The organism is Levilactobacillus brevis (genome assembly GCA_021383565.1).
GTDB classification, from domain to species: domain Bacteria; phylum Bacillota; class Bacilli; order Lactobacillales; family Lactobacillaceae; genus Levilactobacillus; species Levilactobacillus brevis_B.
Genome location: CP079699.1, coordinates 2,265,415 through 2,290,308 on the forward strand (window position 1 = coordinate 2,265,415; position 24,894 = coordinate 2,290,308).

A 24,894-nucleotide genomic window follows, 5' to 3' on the forward strand; every position below is an offset into this window, starting at 1 on the left:
ACCGCTGGCGTGGCCACGTTCAGTCAGTTTAATTGGACACCCTTCATGTAGCTGTGAGTGAGTCAAATTTGGTCTCAGCCGTGGGATTTTCCAAGGGTTCTGCTTGGAAAATGGCGTCTTTGAGACGTGGGCTGACGGCTCAAAGCGAGGGAAAAGACCGTTCTTTGGCTTTTCCCGATCCTTCCCACAGCGATCCAGACCAAATTTGGCGAACGGTAAGGCGATTAGCGCGCGACTATCATAATTATGATGGATGTTATCCTTGTCACACTGCGGATCCTAGCTAATTTCTAGCTTTCAACCTTCATTTTTGTAGCCAATACCATGCAAAAGGCCCTAGTCGGCGGGGAAACCGACTAGAGCCTTTTGACGTTTAGAGGAGGAGTGGTGCTTTCAAAATAGTGAGGGGAGAGTTGGAGGCTAAGCTGTTTGCGGTTGGTCGTGGAGGATGGCGTCGAGGACGTCTTCGGCCACGGCCCCAACTTGCCGACCGTCTTGATGATCGGTGGGGCCCGCCATTTCAGCGTGATTAGTCGCGTGTTTCATCACGACGATTCGATCGGCCATCCGTGCGGCCTCGGTGACATCGTGAGTGACCAGAATCGTGGTGAGTTGTTGCTGGGCGCAGACCTTGAGGATGAGGTCCTGCATTTTCCGCCGGGTTAGGGCGTCTAAGGCTCCCAGCGGTTCATCGAGGAGTAGGACTTGGGGATGGGACATCAGTGCCCGCGCCAAGGCCACCCGTTGTTTTTGCCCACCGGACAGCTGATTGGGATAGTGGTTGGCGTAATCACCGAGTTCGACCAAGCCGAGGAGTTGCTTGGCGTCCGCTTGGGTCTGGGCGTCACGACTGTTAAACGAGAGATTTTCCAAGACGGTCATCCAGGGGAGGAGGCGATCTTCTTGGAACATGATGCGAATGACGGTGTGGTCACGGTCGTGCTGGTCAAAACGAACATCGCCGCCAGTCGGAGCTTCCAGACCAGCAATGAGGCGTAGCAGGGTACTTTTACCACCCCCGCTCATACCGACGAGCGCTAGAAACTCGCCACTACGAACGGTGAGATTGACATCGTGTAGTGCGGTGAGGGAGCCGTACTGCTTTTCTAGGGAACGAATTGAGATTTCCGGTGCATCAGTCATTGACAGCACTCCTTCCAGTCGTTTGCCAGTCTAAGAGTAGACTTTCCAGCCCCTTGGCCACGAGATCGGAGACCTTGCCGAGCAGAGCGTAGATGACGATACACAAGATCACGGTCTGCATATCGACAAAGTCCTCGGCATTAGTAGCCATGTAGCCAATCCCCGAACTGGCGGAGATGGTCTCGGCCACGATGAGTGTGGTCCACATGACCCCTAAGGCGTAGCGAATCCCCACGAGGATCTGGGGTAGCGCGGCGGGAAAGATAATCTTTCGAAAAAGCTGGCTATTCGATAGATTGTAGGACCGGCCCATTTCAATCAAATCGGGATCAACGGAACGAATGCCGTTGTAGGTGTTGATGTAGACCGGAAAGAGCGTCCCAATGGCGACCAGTGAGATTTTTGCGGATTCGCCAATCCCCAGCCAGAGAATGATGAGGGGAATCAAGGCCAGGTGAGGAATATTCCGAAACATCTGAATGGATGAATCGAAGAGTAGCCGGCAGGTCTTGGACATTCCGTTGGTAAAGCCGAGAATAAATCCTAGACCGCCCCCAATCAGTAAGCCCATCGTCGCGCGATAGAGGCTGATACTGAGATTCTTGGGCAACTCGCCGGATTGGGTTAGCGTAATCCCGTCTTGGAAGACCGCCCACGGTGAGGGGAGCACCGAGCTGGGTAGCCAACCGGCACTACTACTGAATTGCCAGCCGATAACCAGCACTACCGGAATGACGAAGGGAAGGAGTTGCCTGACGGGGGGTGACCACCGTAAGTTTCGCGGTGGCGTGGTCGGCGTGAGGGCAATAGATTTTTGCATGGCTTCAACCTCCTTGGGTAAAGGGTAAGTGGCGATTGATGCCAAACTAAGGGGAGCAATCAATCGGTGTCCAATGGCGGAGCGTCTATGTAAGCGATAAGGTACAGATGCCCACGGCCATTCAACAAGCCCTAGTTTACAAGTGATTGTGAGGAAAAACTATCGGGTTACGGTAAGTGTTTGGTAAGAAATTCTTAGAAAAAAGGGGGCCTGAGCGCGTTTCGACTAGCGAAAATTAGGGAACAGCGCCCAAGTCAGGCAATTGGCCAGCAAAAAAGCACTACTCAACGGTCTTGAGCAGTGCTTTCATCATCACAATATCTAATTAAATACCCGTGCAATTCCGGCAACATTAGACCGCTGACCGTTCTTGATGGGTTGAACCATAATCCGTGGTGGCCAGCTTTCGATGACCTTACCTTTGCCTAAGTAGATGGCCACGTGCCAGATGGTGTGTGTCCCTGGTTGGTAGTAGAAGACCAGGTCACCACGTTGCTTGTGGCTGTAAGCGACGTGTTTGAATTTCTTGCTGGCCCATAAGTTACGTGAGTTCCATTCGTTACCAGGGTAAGCGTGGTGAATAGCGCTGATTGGCTTAGGGTTAATCCCACCAGCGTAGAGTGCCTGCATCACCAGTCCGGAGCAGTCCGTACCATAACTTGGCTTAGATGAAGATCCTACGAGGTAAGGATTGCCCTTGTACTTGTAAGCTTGCTTAATCATGGCTTCGATGTGTGCAGAACGACCATTCCAAGCGTGGGCACCCAGTGGCGCTACGTAAGAATCGATGCTAGTCCAGCTAGACTTAGAGAAGCCCAACTTGACCCAGGTCTTTTCGTTCACGTTCCCCGTCACCTTTAAGTGGTGTTTACTTTGAAAACGCCGAACCGCGTAATAGGTGGCCGAATTGTACTTGTTATAGCCGTTGGCCGTTCCCAACCGCTTCATGATTTTCCAAGTCTTGATGCCTTCGTAACCCCGTTTAACCGTGTAGCCAACCTTACCGTAAGGCTTGATTTGCTTGTAGTTAACTTGGTAGTACTTCTTAGGGTTCTGGTAGCCCTTGGTCTTAGCGACAAAGGCTTTGTTAGCCGTGACGTACTTCCCCGTATTGGTCTTCAGTACAGGTGCATGTCCCTTGACGGTCACAACCTTGGAGATCTTTGCGTAGTGATTCTTATGAACCGTGGCAGCATGTTTAGTCTTAGCGGCATCTTTATAGTAAGCCACCGTCTTCTTGACCCGAATGATGCCCGGATTTGACGTGTAGTAACTGCTCTTAGCTTGGGCCGTGGTGGTTAATCCCACGCTAGCAAGGCCAGTCATAACCAATAAACCAATTAACCAATGTTTTTTCAAGATGTTCTCCCCTTTTCAAAATAATTAGATATCGAGTAGGCCGGTCATTGGTTAACTGGTCTGCTCTCAGTGGTTAATAACTTAATGCGCGATAGGCATCGTGCTTGCGGTGATTGTGCAGATTGGCCAGTGTCATACTGGTCTTTTTCTTGGTCCAAGGGTCGTTGTAGTAGGCCCGAGTGTTGCTGTAACCGGAAAGCGTAATGGCATGGTTGACGAAGCCATCAACGCCGGCAACCCAGATCACCACGGGGTGCCCCTTGTTGATTTGCTTCTTCATTTTTTTGAAAGAAGCACCGGTCATATTTTTAGCCGATCCCACGTGCTTTTTGACAATTGGCATGAGTCCTTTGGGATAGATCCACCAACCGGATTTAGAATAAGGACTGCCCACAAACCCCTTGTTGGGATTGGAACTGCGGGGCATTTCCTTGGCCAGTGACATCTTGCTAACCTTCGCCCCCGCGAACTTCAGCATCATGGTCGTTGCGGTCACCTCACAACCAGTTGGTAACTGTGGTCGTTGGGCAATGAGTGGGACACTCAGCCAGCGATAACTTTTGACCGTTCCGTTCCGATGAATCCAGCCCGTTTGGGTGTGGTTATACGTGAACTTGAGCCAAGTGCCGTCCGCCATCTTTTCTTCACGGGTGATGTGGACCTTCTTTTTGGCAAAATGCCGCCCGGTTGAGATAGCCTTCATATTGGCCGCAGAAGATTTGGCACCACCGGATTGATACACCTTGTAATTATGTTTTTTGTTGGCATTAATCTTGGTGTAATAGCTCACCTTTTTCAGACTCATGACCTGCCGATAGACCACTGGCTTGGGCTTCGGCTTAGAAACTGAGCTAGAGCTAGTGTTGGAGGATGAAGAGGATGAGCTTTCTGAATCAGTCGCTGTTGTCGTTGATTCTGAAGTCGTTGTGGAAGACGTGGTCGTTGCCGAGGACGTTGCCGCGTGAACGTTTGCTGGTTGGCCAACGCCCAGCAGAAGGCCGCAGCAAAGCGCGAAGAGCGCTCCAGAGAGTTGTTTCATCATTGAATTGCCACCTTAACTATGTATTCGTGTAGATAATCCGCCTAAATAAGGGATGAATCACACATTAATTATACACCTTAATCGTCTTAGCGTGAGACACTATTTTACTGAGATTATTCAGCGCAACTTAGCCAGCAAGCGTTTCACATCAACCTGTCGTCGGGCCGCGCGAGCAACGATGGCCGCGTGGTGCTGGCGAACTAGGTGTTTAAGCCAAGTCGGATAGGTCAGGTAGCGTAGCCTGACTTCATGATCAAACGACTGTAGTGCCAGATTATTTTCGATATTGTTCAGAGTGCTGAAACCCATGCCTAAGATGAAGGCCGCTTCGCGTAACGTCAGACCCAGTGCCTGTCGGGCAGCTTTAATCTCCGTAGGTTGGAGAAAATTAAAGCGCTCGCGGTAGGCTATCCAGTCCTGGCGCGTATTGTAGGTCGAGTCGTTCAGGGGGAGTCGGTAAACCGTGGGGTCATTGTGATCTTCAGTGGGGAGAACCCAGTAGTGATGCTGACTGGTCACCTGAGTCGCGGCAATGGTCACCGTTTCAGTAACGGCGATCACGTCGTAGCGAGTCGCGACGCTGGCTACAACGTACGTCACTTGGGCGAGTATCTCTGGCATCATGACGTCTCCTTTCAAAAACCACCGGGCACACTTATGCGGTGCGACCGGTGGTTGGAATAAATAGTCTGCAGATAAATGATTACTTTGAGTTTACATCAAGACTATTTAGTATCGTAATGTTTTATAGAAGGAGAGTTGCACGTCGATATGCAGGTAATACTTCCTTAGGTCTAAGGTACAATCGTTGCTCCCAGCGCCGTTTCGAAATGGTTCAACGCCCAATCGTGGCCAGCAGGGTTGAAGCTGGCCACGGCATCACGGTGAATAACCAACTGGTAGCCCAGATTGTAGGCGTCGACGGCCGTATGGAGGACGCAGATGTCCGTGCAGACCCCCGTCAGGTGAAGCGTCGTTACGTGGCGTTCGCGTAGTCGTAGATCGAGATCGGTCCCGGCAAAGGCGCTGTAACGAGTCTTGTCAAACAGCCAGACCTTAGGATTGGCCGCGTGCTGGTCGTACCAGCCCTTGACTGGTCCGAATAGTTCTCGTCCCCAGGTACCACGAACATTGTGGGGTGGGAAGAGTTTACTCTCGGGGTGATAGGGGTCGTGCGGCGTGTGCACGTCCGTTGGGAAGAGTACCCAGTCGCCAGCTTGCTGAAAGTTATCAGCGAGGGTGACGATGGTGGGGGCTAGAATCTGTCCGGGTTGCCCGCACGTCAACGCGCCATTGTCCGCCACGAAGTCGTTGGTATAGTCGATGATGAGTAGTGCTTCTTGTTTGGCCATCGTAATCCGCTCCTTACCTTGTTTGAGCTAGTATGCGGGGAGTTGGTGGGGATGTCAACGAAAGTGACTATTAAAACATTAATAATAAAGGTGGCTTTCATTAATAATTGTTTCGGCGAATCCGCATAGTTTAAGGTGGCCGGGAAAGTTGCTGATTTATAAAAGTGGTCGCGAAAAAAGATTGACAGTCGCGGCGGCGTTTCGTATACTATTGGTGAATTCATATTATATCGCATATAATATTGTGAGGAGGAAAGGATATGGCCATTCAGGTACCGACCGAACTCCTTGATGGCAGTGTGCTGGGCTTGTTGACCCAGCAAGATTACTACGGGTACACCTTGACCCAGGAAGTTCGGCAACTCTTGCCGATTTCGGAATCAACCCTGTATCCCGTGTTGCGTCGACTCAAGAAAAATGGGTGGTTGGAAACTTATGACGAGCCGTTTCAGGGACGGAATCGTCGCTATTATAAGCTGACCGCCAGTGGGCGCACACGACTAAAGGAGATTCAGGGGGATTGGCAGAACTTCAGTCAAGCCATTGCCCAACTATTGGAGGGAAACACGCATGAATGATTACATCAAGGAAGTGGAACGGCTGATCGGGCAGCTGACCACGGGTGAGCAACAGGACGTGGTGGAGTACTACCGCGAGTATTTATTGGATGCGGGCATCGAGACGTACCAGCAAGCTGTCGACGAACTGGGAACGCCTCGCTCACTGGCACGGAAGGTGTTGGCAGATTATTCCATCAGACTGAGTGAGCAGAGTCAACAAGCGTCAGGTCCGTCACGGACGGCGGCCCAAGCGGCGAAAGGCAACGTCAAAACCGTCTGGCTGATTATCTTGGCATTATTGTCAACGCCAGTCACCATTCCGATCCTTATTGTTGTGGTGGCCCTACTGTTTGCAATGGTGGCTGTGTTGGGAAGCCTGATTGTGGCGGCCTTTGCCATCTTTTTGAGCATCGTGGCACTGGGCGTGGTGGCCGTGGTAATCGGGTTATGGGTCATTTGGCAGACACCATGGACCGGGTTATTTTATCTGGGCATGGGCTTGCTGGCTCTTGGCGGTAGCCTTCTCGCCTGGTTAATCTTGAAATGGATTGGGAGTAAAGTGGTCTGGGCCTTATCGTGGGCGGCACAGGGGATTTATCGCCGCTTCATTCCACGTAGTCGGGCAGAACGGGGGCGGAAACTATGAAACGTAGTGTGAAGATTGGGTTAATCTTGATGATTCTGGGAGCCATCTTATTGGGGATTGGCTGGTTGAATCACGGGGATAAGTCCGTCGTTTGGGATAAACAGACGCGAAGCTTTAGGACGGTGCATCAGCTAAAGCGCAGTTATCGACCGGCCGATTATCGGCGAATCGTGGTGACTTCTAAGGCGCCCGTGACGATTAAGGCCGGAAATACCAGTCGGGTGACGGTCAGCTACATCGATGGTTATCGGGAGTTGCCACAAACGCGGGTGTCAAAGGGGGCCCTCATCATTGAGGGGGGTCGACCGGCAGATCGGTTGGATATCTCCATCTTTGGAATTTCCGATCATGCCACCACGAATGGCGGTGTGTTGGTGACGGTACCGCGTGGTAAACAATTAACGAATTTAGAGGTCAAGCAGGGGAGTGGGCACGTTTCTTTACGTGCCCTACGCGCTCAGCAAATGACGTTGAAAAGCAGTGACGATTTAAGCCTCATGGATTTACGAGTCAAACGCGCGGTAACGATTCGCTCCAGCGATGGGGACATCTGGGCCGATCAGATTCGGGCGAATAAGCTAGATATCAATACAGACGACGGCGATATTGGGATTTCGAACAGCCAATTAGCCGCGACGGCTAATCAATTTGTGACGGCTGATGGCGATATTCGGGTGTCCAACAGTCGGCTAGGGGGTGGCCGGGCCAGCTCTGGTGATGGTGACATTAATATAGAAGAAAATCACTTGGAGCAGACGTTTAAGGCCGATACTAATGATGGCGATATTCACGCTTACATCGGTAAGACGGCCGGTGCGCGGGTCAGTGCTCGGGACGCCGATGCGGGCGATATCACGGTTCAGGGGAAGGACCGGCAGAGTGGTTACTGGCTGCGGCGTACGGCTAAGGCTCAGTACCAGCTACACACGAATGATGGGAGCATTCGGGTGGCAAACCGGCCATAAATAGGGGAAATGAAGGGTGGTGCATAGTGCACAACCCTTTTTTGCTGGCTTCTCGCAGGAAACGTGGTAGAATGTAATGACTGCTTTAAACCGGAATAAACATCAAATACAAGTATTAGAGGAGATTTTATCGTGTCTGATTCATCAGCTTACTGGCAAACTATTGCGCAACACGCGCAGGCCGAAAACCGGCCTTTCTTCAGTCTGGCGCCCATGGAGGCGGTGACCAACGCCATCTTTCGGCGGGTCGTGGCTCGGGCTACGGCACCCGACGTCTTTTTCACCGAATTTACCAATGCGATTAGTGTCACCCACCCGAAAGCCAAGTTCACCGTTCAGGGCCGGCTCTACGTGGCGCCCGAAGAAGCGCATATGCCGGTGGCCCAACTGTGGGGTAACGATGGGGATGCCTTTGCGCGAGCGGCCGTCAACGTCAAGGAGCGCGGGTATGAAGCCATCGATATTAACATGGGGTGTCCAGATTCCACGGTCATCAAGAATCATGGTGGTAGCGACCTTATTCGGAATTTTGACAGCGCAGCCGCAGTGATTGCCGGGGCCAAGACGGCCGGGTTGCCGGTGAGCGTGAAGACGCGACTGGGGTACAGCCGGTTGGATGAATGGCGCGACTGGTTGACGTTTTTGTTCCAACAAGATATTCCCTTGTTAACCATTCATCTGCGGACAAAAAAAGAAATGAGTCGCGTGCCGGCTCACTATGAGTTGATCGATGACATCGTGAAGCTACGCGATGAGCTTGCCCCGGAGACGTTGCTCCAGCTAAATGGCGACATCGAGAATTATCAAGAAGGTGTCGCGCTGGCTCAGGCCCATCCTGGCGTGGATGGCATCATGATTGGTCGGGGTATCTTCACCAGTCCCTTTGCCTTCGAGCAGACGCCCCGCCATCACGACGTCAAGGAGCTACTGAGCCTGTTGAACTATCAGCTTGATCTCTATGATGACTTCGAGAAACGCTTCGACATGTCCCGCTTCGCCTCACTCAAGCGCTTCTTCAAAATTTACGTGCGTAGCGAATCCAATGCGGCCAGCCTGCGGAACGCCATGATGGAGACCCACACCACGGATGAGGTTCGGCAACTCTTGGCGGATTCTGAATTTACGAAATAATCCGGGTAGCGAATAATTTTACCGGAAATGACTAAAGGGCACTAACTCATCGCGAGTTAGTGCCCTTTGTTTAAGTGAAATGTTGACTTAGCGTGCCCGGTAGATACTGCTGGTGAAGCCGGTCGAGGCCGCAGCCTCATCATTAGCGGCTTGCACCAATTTCTTTTGCGTATCGGTCATCCGGTGGTTGTGCCAGTCACGAACGGCGGCATCCTTGGCGGTGGCTGATGGGTAAGTCTTACCGTTAAAGGTATAATCACCGGCGGCCTGAACGTTATTAGCACCGATGATGGTTGGAATGGCGATGGCCACGATGACCACCACAATTAAGGCCAGAATAGTTTTGGCACGTCTACTCTTGAACATATTTGAATTCTCCTTGGTTACTGATGTTTTGCGAGGTCCAATCAGCATGTCGTAGGTTAGCTATTAGAAGCTTAACTAGTCTGGGCACCCGCTGACAGCCGAATTATCGCCATCATAACGGCGGTATTACTTCCGGCCAGTGATGAGAAATACCGAAAAAACGCAGCGAAGCCACTCAGGCAGTCACTGCGTTCGATAAGTCTTAATAGTTAGGCGTTACGGATAATTGACCGGTAGCGGCCGCTGCTTCGTCGTTGGCAGCCTTGACCAGCTTCCGTTGTGCGGCGGAAAGCTTGTCATTCTGTCGTTGGGTAGCCGTTGTGGCTTGTTCGTCAGAAGCTTGGGCGTTGTTGGCACCTAAAGCGGCTGGAACAGCGATGGCCACGATGACCACGGCGATTAATGCGATCAGTGTCTTTGCGAGTTTGCTCTTAAACATCATGTAATTTCTCCCTTATCTATGCCGAATATGTGACGCAACTTATCCATCATACCGAAGTTGGTTTAGAGAAACAACTATTAATTTCGGCCCGTTAACTAGGCGTCTTGCGCCAAATACCGGTGGTGTGATGAAGGTATCGCTTCCAAAAGAAAAGTGATAAATTAGAGAAAAACAGAAAGTGCGGTGACGTCATGCAGTTGGCAGAAAAAATTACAGGAAATGTCTCTCGGTCGGTAAATCCCCATGGCTTGGAACGGCGGCTGGAACAACAAATCGAGGGGGTTCGGTCGCGCGGCCACTATGCGGGAGCAAAGTGCGCGTTGATTCTTGGCGGATCGGCCAGTTACGGGCTGGGTAGCCGGATCACCGCGGCGTTTGGGCAGGGCGCGACCACCATTTCCGTCGGCTATGCGCGGCCACCTCAGGATGATTTTCTCGGGGCAGCCGGTTGGTGGAATCAGGTTTACTTCAAGCAGGCCGCAGAACGCGCGGGACTGACGGCACAGAACTTCAATGCCAACGCCTTTTTAGCCAGTACGAAGCGGCTCGTGATTGACTACGTGCGCCAGGAGCTGACGACCCCCATTGACTTGTTGGTCTATTCCATCGCAGCGCCCAAGCGGGTGAATCCCGCCAATCCGGATGAGGTTTGGCGTTCCGTGATCAAGCCCATTGGCCGTTCCGTCACGGACTTTTCACTCGACTTGGAACGTGAAAAATTGCTGGAACAGACGGTGCTGCCGGCTACGCCCACCGAGATCGCCGCAACGACGCACGTGATGGGCGGTGAGGACTGGGAACTCTGGGTCAAGACGCTCCGGGAGGCGGGGGTGCTGGCGCCAGACTGCAAGACCGTCCTCTTTTCCTACGAGGGTCCGGCAGCCACAGCGGCCATTTATCACGACGGGACCTTGGGCCAGGCGAAACGCGCGGCCGAGACCAGTGCGCGACGGCTCAATCAGTGGCTGGCACCCAGTGGCGGTGAAGCCTTGATCAGCGTCAATCGGTCGGCTGTAACCAAGGCGTCCGCCGTGATTCCGGGATTTTCTCGCTACATGTTGGCGTTGTTGGCGGCGGAACAGGCACAGGGCATCCATGAAACCGTGCTGGAACACCAAGATCGGCTGTTTCGCGAAATGGTCTATGGGCCGCATCGCCAGGTGGATAATCAGGGGCGATTGCGGCCGGACGCCAGAGAGCTCGCGGCGACGACGCAACAGGCCGTGGCCCGGTTATTACCGACGATTACGCCAGCAACGTTTACGCCCACGATGCCGGGGTACCAAATCTATCGCCGTGAATTTCGACAATTAAGTGGATTTGCTGTCCCCGGGGTGGCGGCCGAATTTGACCCGTCGGAGCTAACCAAGCTGGATTATTAGAATCTGGCGTTAATGGTTTGGCTATTCGCCTTATTTATAGGGTGTGAAGTGGCTATAAGCCGTCAGTGATGCCTTTTGACGACTATACTTATGTAAGCGGGGTCAATTAAAAGTTCCTGAGAGTCACGTCTTTTTGCTAGGGAATCGGCGAAAAAAGGTCTATAATACTCAGCAGTCTATGGCGACCAGCAAGGCATAAAAGTTGTTGTCGCGAAAGAAGCTGGGCAGAACCTAACCGCGCGATGTGTCGTTAACCGTTGCGCATCTTGGTCGATGACCACTAATTAAACATTTAAAGCTTAAGGAGAACATGGAACTTATGACACCCAATATTCAGATTATTTTTGCCAGCATGTCTGGACGTAACCAGGCCATTGCTGGGCATTTACAGGCACAACTCGCCTCGCAAGCCCAAACGGTAGTGACTGAGATCTCACAAGCCGACGCCTTTGACTTGGCTCAGGCCGATGCCGTGATTGTAGTGAGCTACACCTACCATGATGGGGATTTACCCGATGAAGCGCAGGATTTCTTCGAGGACTTAAAGGAAGTCGATCTGGAACGGACAAAATTTGCCGTGGTAGGCTCGAGTTCTAAGAAGCACCTGCACTTTGGCCGCGCCGTGGATTACTTCACGATGCAGTTAAACTCAAGCAACGGGGAACAAGTCGCCGATTCCGTCAAGATCGATCAGGATCCGGATGACGCTGACTGGGCGCGTGTGGATCAACTGGCCCAACGCGTTTTAAAGAGTTTTGAGTAATCGGAAAATTTAACGAGGTGAAACGAGTATGTATTTACGCAAAGCAAAACCAGAAGAAATTGACTTAGTTTGTGACATTATTGAAGACGGCAAGAAGCAGTTGGCCGACGCTGGTATCGACCAATGGCAAAACAATTACCCCAACCGCGCCGTTATCGAAGGCGATATCGAGGATGGCCGCGCCGTCATCTATAATAGTGACGACCACGAAACGTTGGGCGTTGCGGCGGTGATTGAATCACCGGACCACGCCTACGATACCATGAAGGGGGACTGGCTGAAGGATACGTCCAAGTACGTCACGGTCCACCGGGTCGCCATCTTCTCCCATCATCAGGGGAACGGCTACGCGTCACAACTGTTCCGGGATCTCTTCACTTACATCGATGAACACCATCCGGAGGCCGAGAGCATTCGGATCGATACCCACCGGGACAATCTCAAGATGCAACATCTGATCGAAAAGTTCGGCTTCAAGAAGGTCGGCCAGATCGATGGGGTCTATCATCCGGATGATGTCTGCTTCGTCTACGAAAAGTTGATTTAAAGCGGTACTGGTCGATCGACCAGTGGAGAAGCCCGCGGTACAGTGAAAATAAATTTGGTAAGAAGCCGTTACCGGCCTGACGCTGGCGGCGGCTTCTTTTTTTATACATCGAATTTGAATAAACGCCGCCGTTGCGGCATAATTGTGTATGGAATTTACGGCTAACTTGGCAAAAGCGTAAAAAGAAGTTGCTTATTTAACTGGAACCAGGTAGCATATTCTCATACACTTTTAATCTGATGACGGTCAGCTAGCGCAATCATTGTGGGCGCGATGGGGTGGCTGTCGTCGAGTCGAAGTTGAACTTATTGATGAAATAATCCTTAAACAGGGATAGAAAGAAGGAATTAGATTGCAGAGAAGACTAAGCGCTCGCCAAATGCAGATGATTGCGTTAGGCGGTACGATCGGCGTTGGATTATTTATGGGGTCTGGTTCCACAATCAAGTGGACGGGACCTTCCGTCCTCATCGCCTATATTATTTCTGGTATTTTTCTCTACTTAATTATGCGTGCGCTGGGAGAAATGTTGTACGTTCACCCCACAACCGGTTCATTCTCCACGTTTGCTTCTGAATACATGCACCCCGTGTTCGGGTACCTTACCGCCTGGAGTAACATCTTCCAATTCATCGTGGTGGGGATGAGTGAAATGATTGCCCTAGGTGGTTATTTTCGCTTCTGGTGGCCGAACCTGCCGGACTGGATTCCCGGTTTGGTGGCGATTACCTTCCTGTGTATTGCCAACCTTATCTCGGTGAAAATGTTCGGGGAGCTGGAATTCTGGTTTGCGCTCATCAAGGTGGTTACCATCGTACTGATGATTATCGCCGGTTTGGGGGTCATCCTCTTTGGCTTTGGTAATCATGGGGTGGCCGTCGGGATCAGTAACCTCTGGACACACGGCGGCTTCTTCACCGGGGGCGTCAAGGGCTTCATCTTCGCCCTCGCGATTGTGCTGGCCTCCTATCAGGGAATCGAATTGATTGGGGTCACGGCCGGCGAAGCGGAGAATCCCCAACACACGCTGGTGACGGCGATTCGGTCGACCGTTGCGCGGATCTTGATTTTCTACGTGGGGGCAATCTTCGTAATTGTCAGCATCTACCCGTGGGACCAACTGAACCAGATTGGCTCACCGTTCGTCCAAACCTTTGCTAAGATTGGAATTACCGCCGCGGCCTCCATCATTAACTTCGTGGTAATTACGGCCGCACTGTCCGGCTCCAACTCGGGGATTTACAGTGCCAGTCGGATGGCCTTCACCTTGGCGGAAAAGAAGCAGTTGCCACGGAAGGTGACGCTGCTGAACCGGCATGGGGTGCCGGTCTACGCCGTGATTGCAATTTCCATTGGGATTGGCATCGGGGTCGTCTTAAACGTCGTCTTACCGATGTACTTCAAGGACGCCAGTCAAATCTTCGTTATGGTCTACAGCTCCAGTGTGTTACCCGGCATGGTGCCGTGGTTCGTGATTCTGATTAGTGAAATTGAATTTCGTAAGCAGAATCCACACGAGATGGCGGAGCATCCGTTCAAGATGCCGTTTGCACCTTGGTCAAACTATATTACACTGGTATTCCTTGCCATTACGCTACTCTTTATGTTCCTGAATCCCGAGACGCGGGTCTCCATTCTGGTAGGGGTCGTCTTCCTCGCAGTGATGACGCTCATTTACTTCAGGAAGTACCGTCCACGTGAAAAGGAAGAAAAGACGCTTTAATTGTGACAACAGCAGTCGGTTGAGTCTCTCTAAAAGAGGCTGAACCGACTGCTTTTTTGCTGGTATCTAAAGGTTGAAAGTTCGTGAGCTCCCGTCCCCAGCTGGCAAGGCCTATTACTATTAAACAAGCCATCAACACCACCTGCGGCAGCCAGAGATTCCGGCGCTGTGGGGACCGCCTGCGGCCTGAGGAACGGTCCTCCGGCTCGGTTTGAAGCCTAGCAAAATTCGCCAGTCTCCAAACACGTCCCGCGCTGTAAGCTGACTCAGGACATCAGCTAACACCGCCGTCACGGTTACCTCCATCTCTGGCTGCCTCCGATTACGCTGGTTGAAAGCCATTAAACACATGGTGACAGCGCTGGCGTGGCGACGTTTGGCCAACTTAATTGGATACCCTCATGTAGCCGTGAGTGAGTCAAATTTGGTCTCAGCCGTGGGATTTTCCAAGTGAATTTCTTGGAAAATGGCGTCTTTGAGACGCGAGCTTTCGGCTCAAAGCGAGGGACAAGACCGCTCTTTGGCTTGGCCCGTCCTCCCCACCGCGATCCAGACCAAATTTGGCGAACGGCAAGGCGGCCAATACGATCGGGGATAATGGTGAAGACTATTGGTACGTACCTTACAGGCCCTATGAACTAGTAGTCAGCAGATGAAGCAAACTTTTGGTGGCCAATCTGCTATAATGTAAGGAGCATTTTTCGAAGGATTAGCGGTTAGAAATGCGAGACTTTTAACCGAACAATCGACAGACTTAACAACTGCCTACCGAAAAGGTAGTTGGCGAGTGAATTAAACAAAGGAGGGACGTGCATGAGTCGTCCAGGAAACTATGGTAAATCGAGTCGTCTCAAGCAGTTACGGCAAATTCGGCGGCGTAAGCAACAGCAGGCGAGCCGGACCATTGGCTGGGATCAAATTGAGGACTTTCTACTCGGACGCTACCACTTGGTTCAAGGTAATAAGCTACCGCCGGTGGTGGATGCGACGATTCAGCGGTTCTTTAGTGAGTGGCTACAGACGGCGCTGGCTCAGGGTGAAACGCAGATTCAGTGGGACGTGACCGCCTTGACCACGACCACGCTTCGGCGGATTGGTAATCAAGTGCCGTGGCAGTTCTATGGCCTCTTAGCCGGTCAGGCCGAGCATTGGCAACGATTCTTGCGGCGTGAGGGTCCCGTTCTACCATTAGCTACCCCGCGACAGGTGATCAATCCCTTGAGTACCGCGGCTTGGCAGCAGGTTATTGCTGACCAATTGGCGGTGAACTTATTAACCGTTAGTGCGGTCCCGGTCACTGACCAACAGCGGACACAGCTCGCGGCTAGTTTCCTAGGGGATGGCCAGTTCCGCTGGTCGGCCGTTGCGGCGTTGTTCGCACCCCTGGGCTTTCAGATTACGCCTGGTACTGATCAACAAACGTCCCAGTGGCTGAATCATTTAATGGGCTTAACGGTGGGCGATTTTCATCACTAAATGACTAGATACGAAAGGTCAGCGAAAAGCTGGCCTTTTTATTTACCATCAGGTATCATCATCCAGTGAATCAAGCATGTGAGATTAAGCAGACACGATTTTGGCTAGACGGCTGGCGAACAAGGTGGCCAGCATGGAATTATTTTGTCTGTAACGTTGACGGGTGGCTTAGCCATTACCGGGGCCATCCATGTTTGCTAAAACGGGTAATCAGGAGGTATGGATTTAGCAAATATGAGGAGTTGAGTATCATGACTCGAAAGTTAAAGAGGGCTGCGTTAGTCAGTGGCGTCGCAGCCTTAGCACTGGGATTGGGGATCGCCCCCGTTTACGCGGCCACAACCGATGCCTCATCATCCAGCAGTGCAAGTAGTGCGGGGCCAACCTCGCAGACCACGACCACATCAGCTGATTTTGATATGAACCCTAATGCCGCAATTGAATTGGATTCAGCACCAAACATCGCCTTTGGGACTAACATTACACCTAACGGGAAGATCGATATGTCGTATTCCGCAACCAGCGTGGACAATCCAGTTGAAGTCGCCAACCCAGGCTTAGGCAGTGGGTGGAGCGTTCAAGTGAAGAATTCAGCCTTTACGGATACGACAGGCGACACCCTGAAAGGTGCGGTGCTGTCATTAGGCGAACCTGATGTTGCGGCGGCCAATGCCGACAACCCTTCAACAGCACCAACTGCGGCTGCAGTCAAGCTGGATGGGACGGGCAACAACGTTGAAGCCTTCAATGCCGCTGCTAAAGGTGGCTTAGGTGTTTGGAATTCCGAATACGGTGTCGCGGAGATTGTTCTGGCCGTACCAGCTGGGCAAATGCCGGGCACTTACACCTCAAACATGACCTGGCAGCTTAACGACACGCCGCAATAAGGCGTCCGGTGATGGGGAACATGGTAGTGTTGCGTGAGGGGGGCGTCAGTAATGAAACGAGGATGGCAAATCCTACTGACCGTGAGTTTGGCGTTAATGGCAATGATTTGGAGTCTGCCAACGGCGCGTGCCGCCAAGACGACGGCGAACAATGTTGGATATTCCGTGCGGCCGATTCTACCCGCCAATCAGATGAGCAAGCGAATCTCGTACTTTGACTTACGGGCTAAGCCGGGTCAAACGCAACGACTGCAGGTAGTGGTCGACAACACGAGTAATCGTTCACAGAAATTCCGAGTCAGTGTCAATCAGGCGGTCACGAATGACAACGGGGTCATTGATTATAGCCAACTAAAGCCGCAGCGGGATTCATCGCTTAAGGTCGGGATTACCGATATTTTCGGCAAACACGCCACCCAAACGATTACGATTCCAGCGAATGCGCAGAAACGGGTCACGGTGAGCTATACGCTACCGGCCAAGAAATTTCGGGGCATTATTTTAGGTGGCGTCTATGTGGCTCAGTTACAGCCCAAGAGCGCCCAATCGACCAGTAAGATTATGATCAGAAACATGTTTGCGTATGCCATTGGCGTGTCGATCCAAGAAGGGGCGACCGTTAAGCCGGATTTGAAATTAAATCAGGTGACGGCCACGCAAATCAACGCGCGAAACTTTGTAGCGGCCAATCTGCAAAACTTCCAACCTGGGCTTTTGCAGCATTTGACCGTCAACGCTCGCGTGACGCAGGTTGGCAATGACCAGACGGTGATTTCCCAGAAGCAAGCGCAGATGGGGATGGCACCGAACAGCAATTTTGATTTTGGCATTCCGTGGGGGAATCAGCAGCTAAAGGCGGGAACGTATACGCTGTATTTGACGGCCAAGTCCGGTGATCAACAGTGGCGGTTCGTCCGCAACTTTACGATCAACGCGCCGACGATCAAACGGCTAAACCGCCATGCGCTGACCCCAACGCGGCCCAATTACCTCCTGTATCTGGCATTGTTGCTCCTGATCGCGATTCTCTTGGCCATTATTGGCTACCTCATTTATCGTAACCGACACCCACAAGACGACTCGAAGTAAGGAAGTAAGGAGGAATTGACGTTGTTCAAACGGTGGTTGAGCGCCGGCTTGATTCTGCTGGCAATGGCCCTGATGAGTCATGACATCGTCGCCCATGCTGATAATGATTATACCCATGCGCTAGAAAATGCACCGCAGGGAATCCTATTGGATAAGGCGGATGCCACGATGACCTTGGGGACAGCTAGCATGAGCTCGACTGCTATTGTTGGGACAATGAATCCTGATACCCCCAATACGCAGGTCGCTTTGCTCACGCATGGTCCCAATCAATTTGGGTCAATTTGGTCGACGGATAATAATTACTTTAATTTGAAAAAGGATGAAACAGTCTCAATGTGGATGTACTTTGGTGATCAAGGGACCGCGGGCGGTGGCGGAATGGCCTTCGTTCTACAAAACGACGATCGCGGAACCGCTGCGATACCGCAGTTCGGCAAATCTGGTCCCTTAGCGGAAACGCTAGGCGTCTGGGGTGTCGACAATAATCCCCGACAAAAACAAAGTGAAGGCATAGCGAAGACGGCGATCCAAAACAGTTGGGCGCTGGAATTCGATACGGAGACCAACGCAAAATTTGGCGAACACGCCGCTGGTCAAGCCAATTCATTTGATCTTGGCTATCCAGGCAACCACATTGCATCGGCGTATCCGGGGTTAGCAACCACCTACCACCAGTACGTGGACCAGGGTTCCTGGCTGATGCTGACTCGGGACAATTACTACTATGGCCTTAAACACAACGGCGAGATTGCCAATACGCAAGATCCCGGTTTCTTATCAAACGGGCAGTGGCACCACGTCAGCGTTCACTGGAACGCTCTGGCGGAGAACATCACCTATACGATTAATGACAAGAATCCGCAGACGGGTAAGTCACAAATAGGTATCAGTCATACGGTACGACTGGATCCCAGAGTGCTTAATCCGGGGGATCGGTATCACGGCAAGGTGCGGTGGGGCATCACCAGCGCCGCCGGCAACAAGCGGAGTAACAACATGGTCATCTTCGAAGATATGCCGGGAACCATCAACGCGGAAACCAGCTCCACGCTGACGGATCTCACGTTGAAACGGGAGATCAAGCATCAGGGGGAAACGGTCGCACGTGACCGGGTTCGTCTGGACTACCACTTGGATTACCATGACGGGCGACAGCCGTGGTCGGACATTGTGGCCGACCTTAACCTTCCCAAGTTCATCGACTTCGCGGACGCGAAAATCACGTACAGTGGCGATCGTGCACCGCAAACGTTGGACATTAAGGACATGACGGCTAATCAGCTACGGGCCAAGTTAGGTCATGCGATGGATAGCGCCTACCCCTCCGCTACCATCAGCCTAACTGGGCGCGTGGCAGCCGTGCCCCAGACGACCGAGGTTGCCCGTGAAACGAGTACCTTCTCGTCTAACGCCTTGATTAGAACGGCTGAGACGCCGGCATTTACGATTAATCCGGGTGTCGACTTATCTTTAGCCGTTACCAGTGGGCAGACGGTAGACCTGAAGCCGCAAGCGGGAACCACGGTTAAGGGTAAGGTGACCGCAACACCAGCGACCACTAAGCCGGTCGTTAAGGTTCAACCGACGTTAAATGACTTGGCACTGCCCGCAGTTGCGGTGCGTGCCGATGGGACGTTTGAATTAGCGGTGGCGCACGACATGTTGCGGGCGGGGGCCAATACCCTGACGCTCCGAGCTGTGACAGCGGATGGCAGTAAATCCAATCTGGTGACGGTGACCATCACCGTCACGGGAGAATTGAAGTTTAGTTATATTTCGCCAAATGAGAGTTTTCAAACGAGTGAGCTGACTGGTCAAAGCCAGTTGGTTCACCGAGATAGTGATTGGCGATTGGTTGTTCAAGATACGCGTGGGAGTGGGTCACAGTGGACACTTATGGCGCAAGCCTCCCCCTTTGTAGCCAGCAATGGGCTTAAGCTAAATGGTGGCCCCGTCTACGTGACAGCGGATGGGATTACGCCGATTGGCGCGACGCCCACCCCGGTACTGACGCACACCACTAATGCGATGAATCTCGACGGTAAGTTCAACGTGGCCGCGCACTGGTCCCAGAAGACGGGTGTATTGCTCGGTGTGGGGCAGGGTACGGTTCCTGGAAATTATTCAGGACAAATCACCTGGACACTGGCGGATGCACCGGAGTAGGGTGTGTTGGCATGGACGCTACCCATGCGTTCGGCGATCAGCTATCGTTAATCAATTTGGATGATCAACTTAAATCATCCTACCAAGGAAGCAACTATTGGCATAAACGGCCAACAAAAATTCCAAGTTTCATCAAAGCCATGAGGTGGCGTCTGGGTTTGACCCGGGCGCCATTTTATTTGGTAAAATTTTGCGAAAAGCTGCAACAAATTCCACTGAATTTACATTAGTAGTAAGTAGGGGGAGGTTTTGGGGGAAATAACTGAAGGTTGAAAGCTTGCGAACACGCTCCAGTCCCAGTTGGCAGGGCTTATCGCCATTAAACTAGGTATCAACACCATCTGCGGCTGCCAGAGATTCCGGCGCTGTGGGGACCGTTTGCGGCCTGAGAAGCGGTCCTACGATTCGGTTTGAAGCCTAGCAAAAGTCGCCGGTCTCCAAACACATTTCGCGCTGTAAGCTGACTCGGAACGTCAGCTAACACCGCTGTCACGGCTGCCTCCGGTTACGAAAGATGAAAGCTACCAAGTAGGTGATTACATCGCTGTAATGGCAACGTTCGGCCGATTTAATTGGACACATCTCATGTAGCCGTGAGTGAGTCAAATTTGGTCTCAGCCGTGGGATTTTCCAAGTGTTTTGCTTGGAAAATGGCGTCTTTGAGACGCGGGCTGACGGCTCAAAGCGAGGGACAAGACCGCCCTTTGGCTTGGCTCGTCCTAACCACAGCGATCCAGACCAAATTTGGCGCACGGTAAGGCTGCCAGCACGCGACTATCATATTATAATAGACGTCATCCTTGTCATAATGAGGATTCTATCTATTTTCTAGCTGTCAACCTTCAGTAAATAAAATGACCGCGACAAAGAACGTCGCGGTCTGGATGTAACGGGCTAAAATCGTTTGAGGCAGTGAGTTGTGAGCTGGCTGCCTGGTCGTTCGCCAAATGAAACGGCTACTTCAACAGTTCAGTAATCATTTGTTCGTAAATCGTGATGAACCGGTGGTACATGTCCAGGTCGACGTACTCGTTGACTTGGTGTGCCGTGATGTTTCCCGGGCCGAAGATGACCACGTCAATGTTCGGATTGACGGCCAGGAAGGAGGAGGCATCGGTGCCACCAGGAACGCCGATCAGTGGGAGCTTTTGATCCAGGTTGGCTTCCCCCACCGTCTTGGCAATCTTGACCAGTGGCGCGTCTTCCATGGTGTGCATGGGCCGTAAGTCGCTGAGCACGTCTAACGAGAGGTTGGCGCCGGCAGCGTTTAAGTCGGCAATGATTTCCTTGATGGCGACCAGCATGTCGGCATTCGGCAACTCGGGGATGGTCCGAATCTTGACGGACAGGTCGGCGCTGGCTGGGACCGTGTTAATCTGTTCACCACCACGTACCATCGTCACGACGGGAGTTACGGGTCCCAATACCGGATTACGGTAGTTCTTGACGGAAGCGAAGTATTCCTCTTCCTTTTGGTAAAAGGCCATCAGGGGAGTAATCGCATTTTTGCCAATTTCTGGCATCGAGCTGTGGGCGGCGACCCCGTTAGAATGAACGGTGTAGGTTAGTGATCCCTTGTGAGCCAATTCGATGAAATGCTGCTCATTAGTGTGGTTGGCATCGGCCAATTTCTGAGCGCCGGCTTGGTCAATCTGGAGCATGTACTGAATTTGCTTTTGCATCAACAGTTGCTTAGCGGCACCGCTGGGTTCACCCACGATTAATGTCTGGAGATCCTGCGCGTAGCCGGCCTCGCCTAGTTGCTTAGCGCCGTATTGGCCGTATTCTTCACCCACTGTAGCCATCAGCCGCAGGGTACCGTGTAAGGGCACGTTTTGGTCTTTCAAATGAATCATGGCCCAGACGCCAGCCATTAACCCGGACTTCATGTCGGAAGTTCCCCGGCCAATCATCAGGTTGTCCTTGATGGTAGCGGAGAGCGCGTCAACTTTCCATTTGGCTGCATCACCCAACGCCACGATATCGGCGTGGCCGTCGAAGCCGACGACGGGGCCGTGACCGTCACCAATCTCGGCGACGAGACTGGCCCGTCCGGGGGCGTATTCGATTAATTTACTTTCAATATTGTGCTTGGCCAGTAACGCGGCAATGTAGTCGGTTACTTGCTTCTCAGCACCATTAACGGTATTCATTTTAACGATATCGCGCAGTGCTTGAACAACTTCATCCATGTTCTTCCACCTCATTTTAGAAATAACCACCTGTATGTAAACTGTCAGGGTGATAACTAACTTGATTACAGCACTTTTTGCGAAGGTGGTCAAGAAACTGGCGCAAGGAAGTGCCGATGAACTGGTGGCGGATTAGTGAAGCTGGTACTGTAGCCGAACCAGTGGCGAGGACCCCTTACTGGTGAAGCGTTCCCCCAGATTCATCTGCCATAGCTGGTCATTAATGCTGAGCTGATGTTGGTCAATGTAGTCGGCGAGAATCTTGAGGGCAATGCAGATACTCTTGGTATCATTGGTGGCGTCGATGGTGATGTAGTTGCCAGCTGGTTTCTCCAGGCGAGGCAAATCGGCCGTGGCCGTCTGTTCCGTAATCTCCTTAAGAATGCAAAATGAGGCTGTGGGATAGCGACTGGCCGAGCTTTCGGGCAACTGGGTGAGAAAGCCCGAATCCTGTTGGTTGACGAGCTGGAGTTTGCCCAGCTGATCGTAAAAGTCGGCGTAAATCGCCGCAATCTCGGCTTCCGTACAGCCCACGGACTGGCGGGACCGGCAGAAGCGTGTCGGCTGATGGTCGACGCTAATGAACGGTCGATTCTTGGTGACTGGCGTGCTAGCTTCGGGTTGATTGAACCGCGTATTGAGGGTGGCCCGTAGCAACATGAGGTCATCCACCTGTTTGTCGATGCGCGTAAGTAGGCGCTTCAAGTCGGTATTTAACGACGCGTGACTGTCGGCGGCATTCAGCGCTTTAATCGCCGCAATGGATAGGCCCAAACGCCGCAGTTCAAGGATAAAACTCACTGCATAGAGTTGGTCATAATCGTAGTAGCGGTAGCCGTTGGCCGCGACGGTCTTGGGTTTGAAAAGGTCCTGTTGGTCGTAAAAGATTAGCGTGCGGCGGGTGGTACCGGCAAGAGTCGCAAACTTTTGAATCGTTAACATGAAAAATCTCCTTTTCGGCACTTGACTGTAACGTGACGTTACACCTTACTATAAGGTCAGCGATTCAGAAAATCAAAAAAGAATGGAGCGAATCAGTATGCGGGCAATTGTCATTGATCAACCTGGAGATGCGAGTGTTATGAAAATGGTAGAACGGCCGATTCAAAAGGCTACGGCCCATCAATCGGTGATGCGGATTCATGCGTTTGGTGTGCACCGGTATGAGGTGTTGACGCGGGCCGGGGGCTCGCCATCGGTTCATTTTCCGCGGGTCATCGGGGTCGAAGCTGTCGGGGAGATTTATGAGCCATCGACGACGAGTGCGTTGCCGGTCGGACAAAAAGTGATCACGATGATGGGCGGTTTGGGTCGCGAGATAGACGGTAGTTATCAGGATTACGCGTTAGTTGACGATGACCACCTGTTTCCGGTTGACTTTGCTGGCGATTGGATCACGCTGGCACAGTATCCGGAGAATTTCTACACCGCCATCGGAGCGCTCAAGTCGTTGGCCTTAAAGGCTGGTCAATCCTTACTGGTACGCGGTGGCACGAGTGTCGTGGGCTTGGCCATTACGCAACTGGCGAAAGCCCTGGGTCTCACCGTAACGGCGACGACGCGGCGGCAAGAGATGTTAGCGGCGTTGAAACAACAGGGTGCCGATCATGCCGTCTTGGACACGGACAATCAGTTACAGACGGATGACACCTTTGATGGTGTGATTGACATGGTCGGGACGGTGACGTTGGCCGATTCAATCGCACACCTGAATCTGGGCGGCACCGTCTGTGTCATCGGTCTCTTAGCAGGGGAATGGGTGGCGAAGAACTTCGATCCATTCACGCTGGCTGGCAAATATCTGACCGTGTTCGACTCCACCAATGTTGATCAAAAATTGGTGGATGAGATGTTCCACCTGATCAAGCAGCACCACCTCACCGTACCGATTGCTCGGGTCTTCAAGCTCGACGATATTCAGGCGGCCCACGATTACGTGATGGCGAGCCGGGAGATGGGGCAAGTGATTATTGACAACGACTAAGCGGCAGGCCGCTGGTTAGCTTAGGCAGTAGAAAATGACACAACCAAGCCAATGGTCGTGCCATTTTCGTTTGTAGGGCTGTGGTTTAGGTGAACGTGGTGAGCGGCGTTATTGTTGTGGATGATGGCCTAACGATTTTAAAACAAGGGGATGGGGTTGGAACTAATCGTGGCCTAGATTTCGCGAACGGCAAGGCAGCCAGCACCATCAAACTGCAACGTCACCAACCACAATCGTGCTAAATCAGTTCATCGATCACGTCAAGCACCTTATAAGTCGCCACATCACCGAGGGCCAGGAGAAAGTCATTCAGGTCGCGCCGCGAATGAAACGCGCCTTCGATCAAGTATGGCATATCCCCAGAAACGCGGTAGTGGTGCCGGATGGCGTTACGATAAGTCTTAATCAACTGGCGGTATGCCGTACGCTGACTGGCGTTCTTGACGGCCGCACGGATGAAGATTTGTCGGTCGTAGCCGAGCTTTTCGGTATCGACCTCAATCGTATAATGCTTAATGACACCAGTGTCCTCCAACCGGTTGATCCGCGCGGTGACGGCTGGAGCGGTCAGGTGAACGCGTTGAGCGAGATGGTTGACCTTGATACGACAATTATGGGTGAGTTCCTTGAGAATTTGTAAGTCAGTTTGATCGAGCACGAGACAACACCTTACTTTATAAGTTTTTTAGGACGAAACGCTTTACTTTTAATCTTAACAGGTCCGTCAAAAAACGGTAGAGTATAACCTATTGCGATGGCGAAGTGCTGAGGCGTTTTTCTAGGTAATCTGACGAAGATTAGTATAATTAGACATTACAGGGTAACTGAGCAAGCAAGAATTGACGGTAACATCGAT

At 52.1% G+C, this 24,894-nt stretch carries 24 protein-coding genes; 13 read left to right on the forward strand and 11 right to left on the reverse strand.

Going from position 1 to position 24,894, the window contains the following annotated elements:
- Nucleotides 1-420: 420 nt before the first annotated feature.
- From KB236_10520 to KB236_10545, 6 genes are all read right to left on the reverse strand, one after another.
- The gene (locus KB236_10520) at nucleotides 421-1,143 is read right to left on the reverse strand and encodes an ABC transporter ATP-binding protein (GenBank protein UIF28943.1); all 723 of its coding nucleotides are present in this window, start codon (nucleotides 1,141-1,143) and stop codon (nucleotides 421-423) included.
- Nucleotides 1,136-1,963 (reverse strand): ABC transporter permease subunit, encoded by an 828-nt coding sequence (locus KB236_10525; protein ID UIF28944.1) that lies wholly within the window; start codon nucleotides 1,961-1,963, stop codon nucleotides 1,136-1,138. The genes KB236_10520 and KB236_10525 overlap by 8 nt, the downstream gene beginning before the upstream one ends.
- 321 nt (nucleotides 1,964-2,284) lie before the next feature.
- Nucleotides 2,285-3,322 carry a C40 family peptidase gene (locus KB236_10530; protein ID UIF28945.1) on the reverse strand — a complete coding sequence of 346 codons (1,038 nt, stop codon included), beginning with the start codon at nucleotides 3,320-3,322 and terminating at the stop codon, nucleotides 2,285-2,287.
- Between the two features lie 73 nt (nucleotides 3,323-3,395).
- Nucleotides 3,396-4,361, reverse strand: coding sequence for a C39 family peptidase (locus tag KB236_10535; protein ID UIF30355.1), 966 nt, complete (start codon nucleotides 4,359-4,361; stop codon nucleotides 3,396-3,398).
- A 120-nt stretch (nucleotides 4,362-4,481) separates the two neighbouring features.
- Nucleotides 4,482-4,985: a helix-turn-helix domain-containing protein gene (locus KB236_10540; protein ID UIF28946.1), complete on the reverse strand. Its 504-nt coding sequence runs from the start codon at nucleotides 4,983-4,985 to the stop codon at nucleotides 4,482-4,484.
- Between the two features lie 173 nt (nucleotides 4,986-5,158).
- Nucleotides 5,159-5,716 (reverse strand): cysteine hydrolase, encoded by a 558-nt coding sequence (locus KB236_10545; protein UIF28947.1) that lies wholly within the window; start codon nucleotides 5,714-5,716, stop codon nucleotides 5,159-5,161.
- A 260-nt stretch (nucleotides 5,717-5,976) separates the two neighbouring features.
- Between KB236_10545 and KB236_10550 the strand changes: the two genes are divergently transcribed.
- From KB236_10550 to KB236_10565, 4 genes are all read left to right on the forward strand, one after another.
- Nucleotides 5,977-6,294: a PadR family transcriptional regulator gene (locus KB236_10550; protein UIF28948.1), complete on the forward strand. Its 318-nt coding sequence runs from the start codon at nucleotides 5,977-5,979 to the stop codon at nucleotides 6,292-6,294.
- Nucleotides 6,287-6,922: a DUF1700 domain-containing protein gene (locus KB236_10555; protein ID UIF28949.1), complete on the forward strand. Its 636-nt coding sequence runs from the start codon at nucleotides 6,287-6,289 to the stop codon at nucleotides 6,920-6,922. The genes KB236_10550 and KB236_10555 overlap by 8 nt, the downstream gene beginning before the upstream one ends.
- The gene (locus tag KB236_10560; GenBank protein UIF28950.1) at nucleotides 6,919-7,887 is read left to right on the forward strand and encodes a DUF4097 domain-containing protein; all 969 of its coding nucleotides are present in this window, start codon (nucleotides 6,919-6,921) and stop codon (nucleotides 7,885-7,887) included. Before KB236_10555 ends, KB236_10560 begins: the two co-directional genes overlap by 4 nt.
- Before the next feature lie 132 nt (nucleotides 7,888-8,019).
- Nucleotides 8,020-9,018, forward strand: a complete 999-nt coding sequence (locus KB236_10565; GenBank protein UIF28951.1) for a tRNA-dihydrouridine synthase family protein — start codon at nucleotides 8,020-8,022, stop codon at nucleotides 9,016-9,018.
- Nucleotides 9,019-9,105: 87 nt separating this feature from the next.
- Here KB236_10565 and KB236_10570 read toward each other — a convergent pair whose 3' ends face one another.
- Together KB236_10570 and KB236_10575 are read right to left on the reverse strand one after the other, a co-directional pair.
- Nucleotides 9,106-9,384 (reverse strand): hypothetical protein, encoded by a 279-nt coding sequence (locus KB236_10570; protein UIF28952.1) that lies wholly within the window; start codon nucleotides 9,382-9,384, stop codon nucleotides 9,106-9,108.
- A gap of 202 nt (nucleotides 9,385-9,586) precedes the next feature.
- On the reverse strand, nucleotides 9,587-9,823 hold the full coding sequence (locus KB236_10575) for a hypothetical protein (GenBank protein ID UIF30356.1): 237 nt from the start codon (nucleotides 9,821-9,823) through the stop codon (nucleotides 9,587-9,589).
- Nucleotides 9,824-10,017: 194 nt separating this feature from the next.
- On the opposite strand from KB236_10575, the gene fabV reads away from it, so the two are divergent.
- The 8 genes from fabV (at nucleotide 10,018) to KB236_10615 (ending at nucleotide 19,862) form a co-directional block, all read left to right on the forward strand.
- Nucleotides 10,018-11,208, forward strand: coding sequence for an enoyl-[acyl-carrier-protein] reductase FabV (fabV, locus tag KB236_10580; GenBank protein UIF28953.1), 1,191 nt, complete (start codon nucleotides 10,018-10,020; stop codon nucleotides 11,206-11,208).
- Nucleotides 11,209-11,527: 319 nt separating this feature from the next.
- Nucleotides 11,528-11,971, forward strand: a complete 444-nt coding sequence (locus tag KB236_10585) for a flavodoxin domain-containing protein (GenBank protein UIF28954.1) — start codon at nucleotides 11,528-11,530, stop codon at nucleotides 11,969-11,971.
- A 28-nt stretch (nucleotides 11,972-11,999) separates the two neighbouring features.
- A complete protein-coding gene (locus tag KB236_10590) occupies nucleotides 12,000-12,518 on the forward strand; it encodes a GNAT family N-acetyltransferase (GenBank protein UIF28955.1) in 519 nt (172 codons plus the stop codon).
- Between the two features lie 352 nt (nucleotides 12,519-12,870).
- Nucleotides 12,871-14,241 (forward strand): amino acid permease, encoded by a 1,371-nt coding sequence (locus KB236_10595; protein ID UIF28956.1) that lies wholly within the window; start codon nucleotides 12,871-12,873, stop codon nucleotides 14,239-14,241.
- Between the two features lie 813 nt (nucleotides 14,242-15,054).
- A complete protein-coding gene (locus KB236_10600) occupies nucleotides 15,055-15,717 on the forward strand; it encodes a hypothetical protein (protein ID UIF28957.1) in 663 nt (220 codons plus the stop codon).
- A gap of 251 nt (nucleotides 15,718-15,968) precedes the next feature.
- Nucleotides 15,969-16,604, forward strand: coding sequence for a WxL domain-containing protein (locus KB236_10605; protein UIF28958.1), 636 nt, complete (start codon nucleotides 15,969-15,971; stop codon nucleotides 16,602-16,604).
- A 51-nt stretch (nucleotides 16,605-16,655) separates the two neighbouring features.
- Nucleotides 16,656-17,693: a DUF916 and DUF3324 domain-containing protein gene (locus KB236_10610; GenBank protein ID UIF28959.1), complete on the forward strand. Its 1,038-nt coding sequence runs from the start codon at nucleotides 16,656-16,658 to the stop codon at nucleotides 17,691-17,693.
- 63 nt (nucleotides 17,694-17,756) lie between these two features.
- Nucleotides 17,757-19,862 carry a hypothetical protein gene (locus tag KB236_10615; protein ID UIF30357.1) on the forward strand — a complete coding sequence of 702 codons (2,106 nt, stop codon included), beginning with the start codon at nucleotides 17,757-17,759 and terminating at the stop codon, nucleotides 19,860-19,862.
- A 956-nt stretch (nucleotides 19,863-20,818) separates the two neighbouring features.
- On the opposite strand, the gene KB236_10620 is transcribed toward KB236_10615, so the two are convergent.
- Both KB236_10620 and KB236_10625 read right to left on the reverse strand, forming a co-directional pair.
- Nucleotides 20,819-22,054: an ArgE/DapE family deacylase gene (locus KB236_10620; protein UIF28960.1), complete on the reverse strand. Its 1,236-nt coding sequence runs from the start codon at nucleotides 22,052-22,054 to the stop codon at nucleotides 20,819-20,821.
- A gap of 132 nt (nucleotides 22,055-22,186) precedes the next feature.
- Nucleotides 22,187-22,996 (reverse strand): MerR family transcriptional regulator, encoded by an 810-nt coding sequence (locus KB236_10625; protein ID UIF28961.1) that lies wholly within the window; start codon nucleotides 22,994-22,996, stop codon nucleotides 22,187-22,189.
- Nucleotides 22,997-23,093: 97 nt separating this feature from the next.
- Between KB236_10625 and KB236_10630 the strand changes: the two genes are divergently transcribed.
- On the forward strand, nucleotides 23,094-24,038 hold the full coding sequence (locus KB236_10630; GenBank protein UIF28962.1) for a zinc-binding dehydrogenase: 945 nt from the start codon (nucleotides 23,094-23,096) through the stop codon (nucleotides 24,036-24,038).
- Nucleotides 24,039-24,276: 238 nt separating this feature from the next.
- Here KB236_10630 and KB236_10635 read toward each other — a convergent pair whose 3' ends face one another.
- Nucleotides 24,277-24,696, reverse strand: coding sequence for an Lrp/AsnC family transcriptional regulator (locus KB236_10635; GenBank protein ID UIF28963.1), 420 nt, complete (start codon nucleotides 24,694-24,696; stop codon nucleotides 24,277-24,279).
- Between the last annotated feature and the right edge of the window lie 198 nt (nucleotides 24,697-24,894).

Excerpts from the sequence above, each read along its gene's own strand:
- KB236_10550 (UIF28948.1), top strand. The coding sequence starts at position 5,977 with ATGGCCATTCAGGTACCGACCGAACTCCTTGATGGCAGTGTGCTGGGC.
- KB236_10555 (UIF28949.1), top strand. The coding sequence starts at position 6,287 with ATGAATGATTACATCAAGGAAGTGGAACGGCTGATCGGGCAGCTGACC.
- KB236_10560 (UIF28950.1), top strand. The coding sequence starts at position 6,919 with ATGAAACGTAGTGTGAAGATTGGGTTAATCTTGATGATTCTGGGAGCC.
- KB236_10590 (UIF28955.1), top strand. The coding sequence starts at position 12,000 with ATGTATTTACGCAAAGCAAAACCAGAAGAAATTGACTTAGTTTGTGAC.
- KB236_10610 (UIF28959.1), top strand. The coding sequence starts at position 16,656 with ATGAAACGAGGATGGCAAATCCTACTGACCGTGAGTTTGGCGTTAATG.
- fabV (UIF28953.1), top strand. The coding sequence starts at position 10,018 with ATGCAGTTGGCAGAAAAAATTACAGGAAATGTCTCTCGGTCGGTAAAT.
- KB236_10540 (UIF28946.1), bottom strand. The coding sequence starts at position 4,985 with ATGCCAGAGATACTCGCCCAAGTGACGTACGTTGTAGCCAGCGTCGCG.
- KB236_10545 (UIF28947.1), bottom strand. The coding sequence starts at position 5,716 with ATGGCCAAACAAGAAGCACTACTCATCATCGACTATACCAACGACTTC.
- KB236_10585 (UIF28954.1), top strand. The coding sequence starts at position 11,528 with ATGACACCCAATATTCAGATTATTTTTGCCAGCATGTCTGGACGTAAC.
- KB236_10575 (UIF30356.1), bottom strand. The coding sequence starts at position 9,823 with ATGTTTAAGAGCAAACTCGCAAAGACACTGATCGCATTAATCGCCGTG.
- KB236_10520 (UIF28943.1), bottom strand. The coding sequence starts at position 1,143 with ATGACTGATGCACCGGAAATCTCAATTCGTTCCCTAGAAAAGCAGTAC.
- KB236_10605 (UIF28958.1), top strand. The coding sequence starts at position 15,969 with ATGACTCGAAAGTTAAAGAGGGCTGCGTTAGTCAGTGGCGTCGCAGCC.
- KB236_10525 (UIF28944.1), bottom strand. The coding sequence starts at position 1,963 with ATGCAAAAATCTATTGCCCTCACGCCGACCACGCCACCGCGAAACTTA.
- KB236_10625 (UIF28961.1), bottom strand. The coding sequence starts at position 22,996 with ATGTTAACGATTCAAAAGTTTGCGACTCTTGCCGGTACCACCCGCCGC.
- KB236_10600 (UIF28957.1), top strand. The coding sequence starts at position 15,055 with ATGAGTCGTCCAGGAAACTATGGTAAATCGAGTCGTCTCAAGCAGTTA.
- KB236_10630 (UIF28962.1), top strand. The coding sequence starts at position 23,094 with ATGCGGGCAATTGTCATTGATCAACCTGGAGATGCGAGTGTTATGAAA.
- KB236_10570 (UIF28952.1), bottom strand. The coding sequence starts at position 9,384 with ATGTTCAAGAGTAGACGTGCCAAAACTATTCTGGCCTTAATTGTGGTG.
- KB236_10535 (UIF30355.1), bottom strand. The coding sequence starts at position 4,361 with ATGAAACAACTCTCTGGAGCGCTCTTCGCGCTTTGCTGCGGCCTTCTG.
- KB236_10615 (UIF30357.1), top strand. The coding sequence starts at position 17,757 with ATGGCCCTGATGAGTCATGACATCGTCGCCCATGCTGATAATGATTAT.
- KB236_10620 (UIF28960.1), bottom strand. The coding sequence starts at position 22,054 with ATGGATGAAGTTGTTCAAGCACTGCGCGATATCGTTAAAATGAATACC.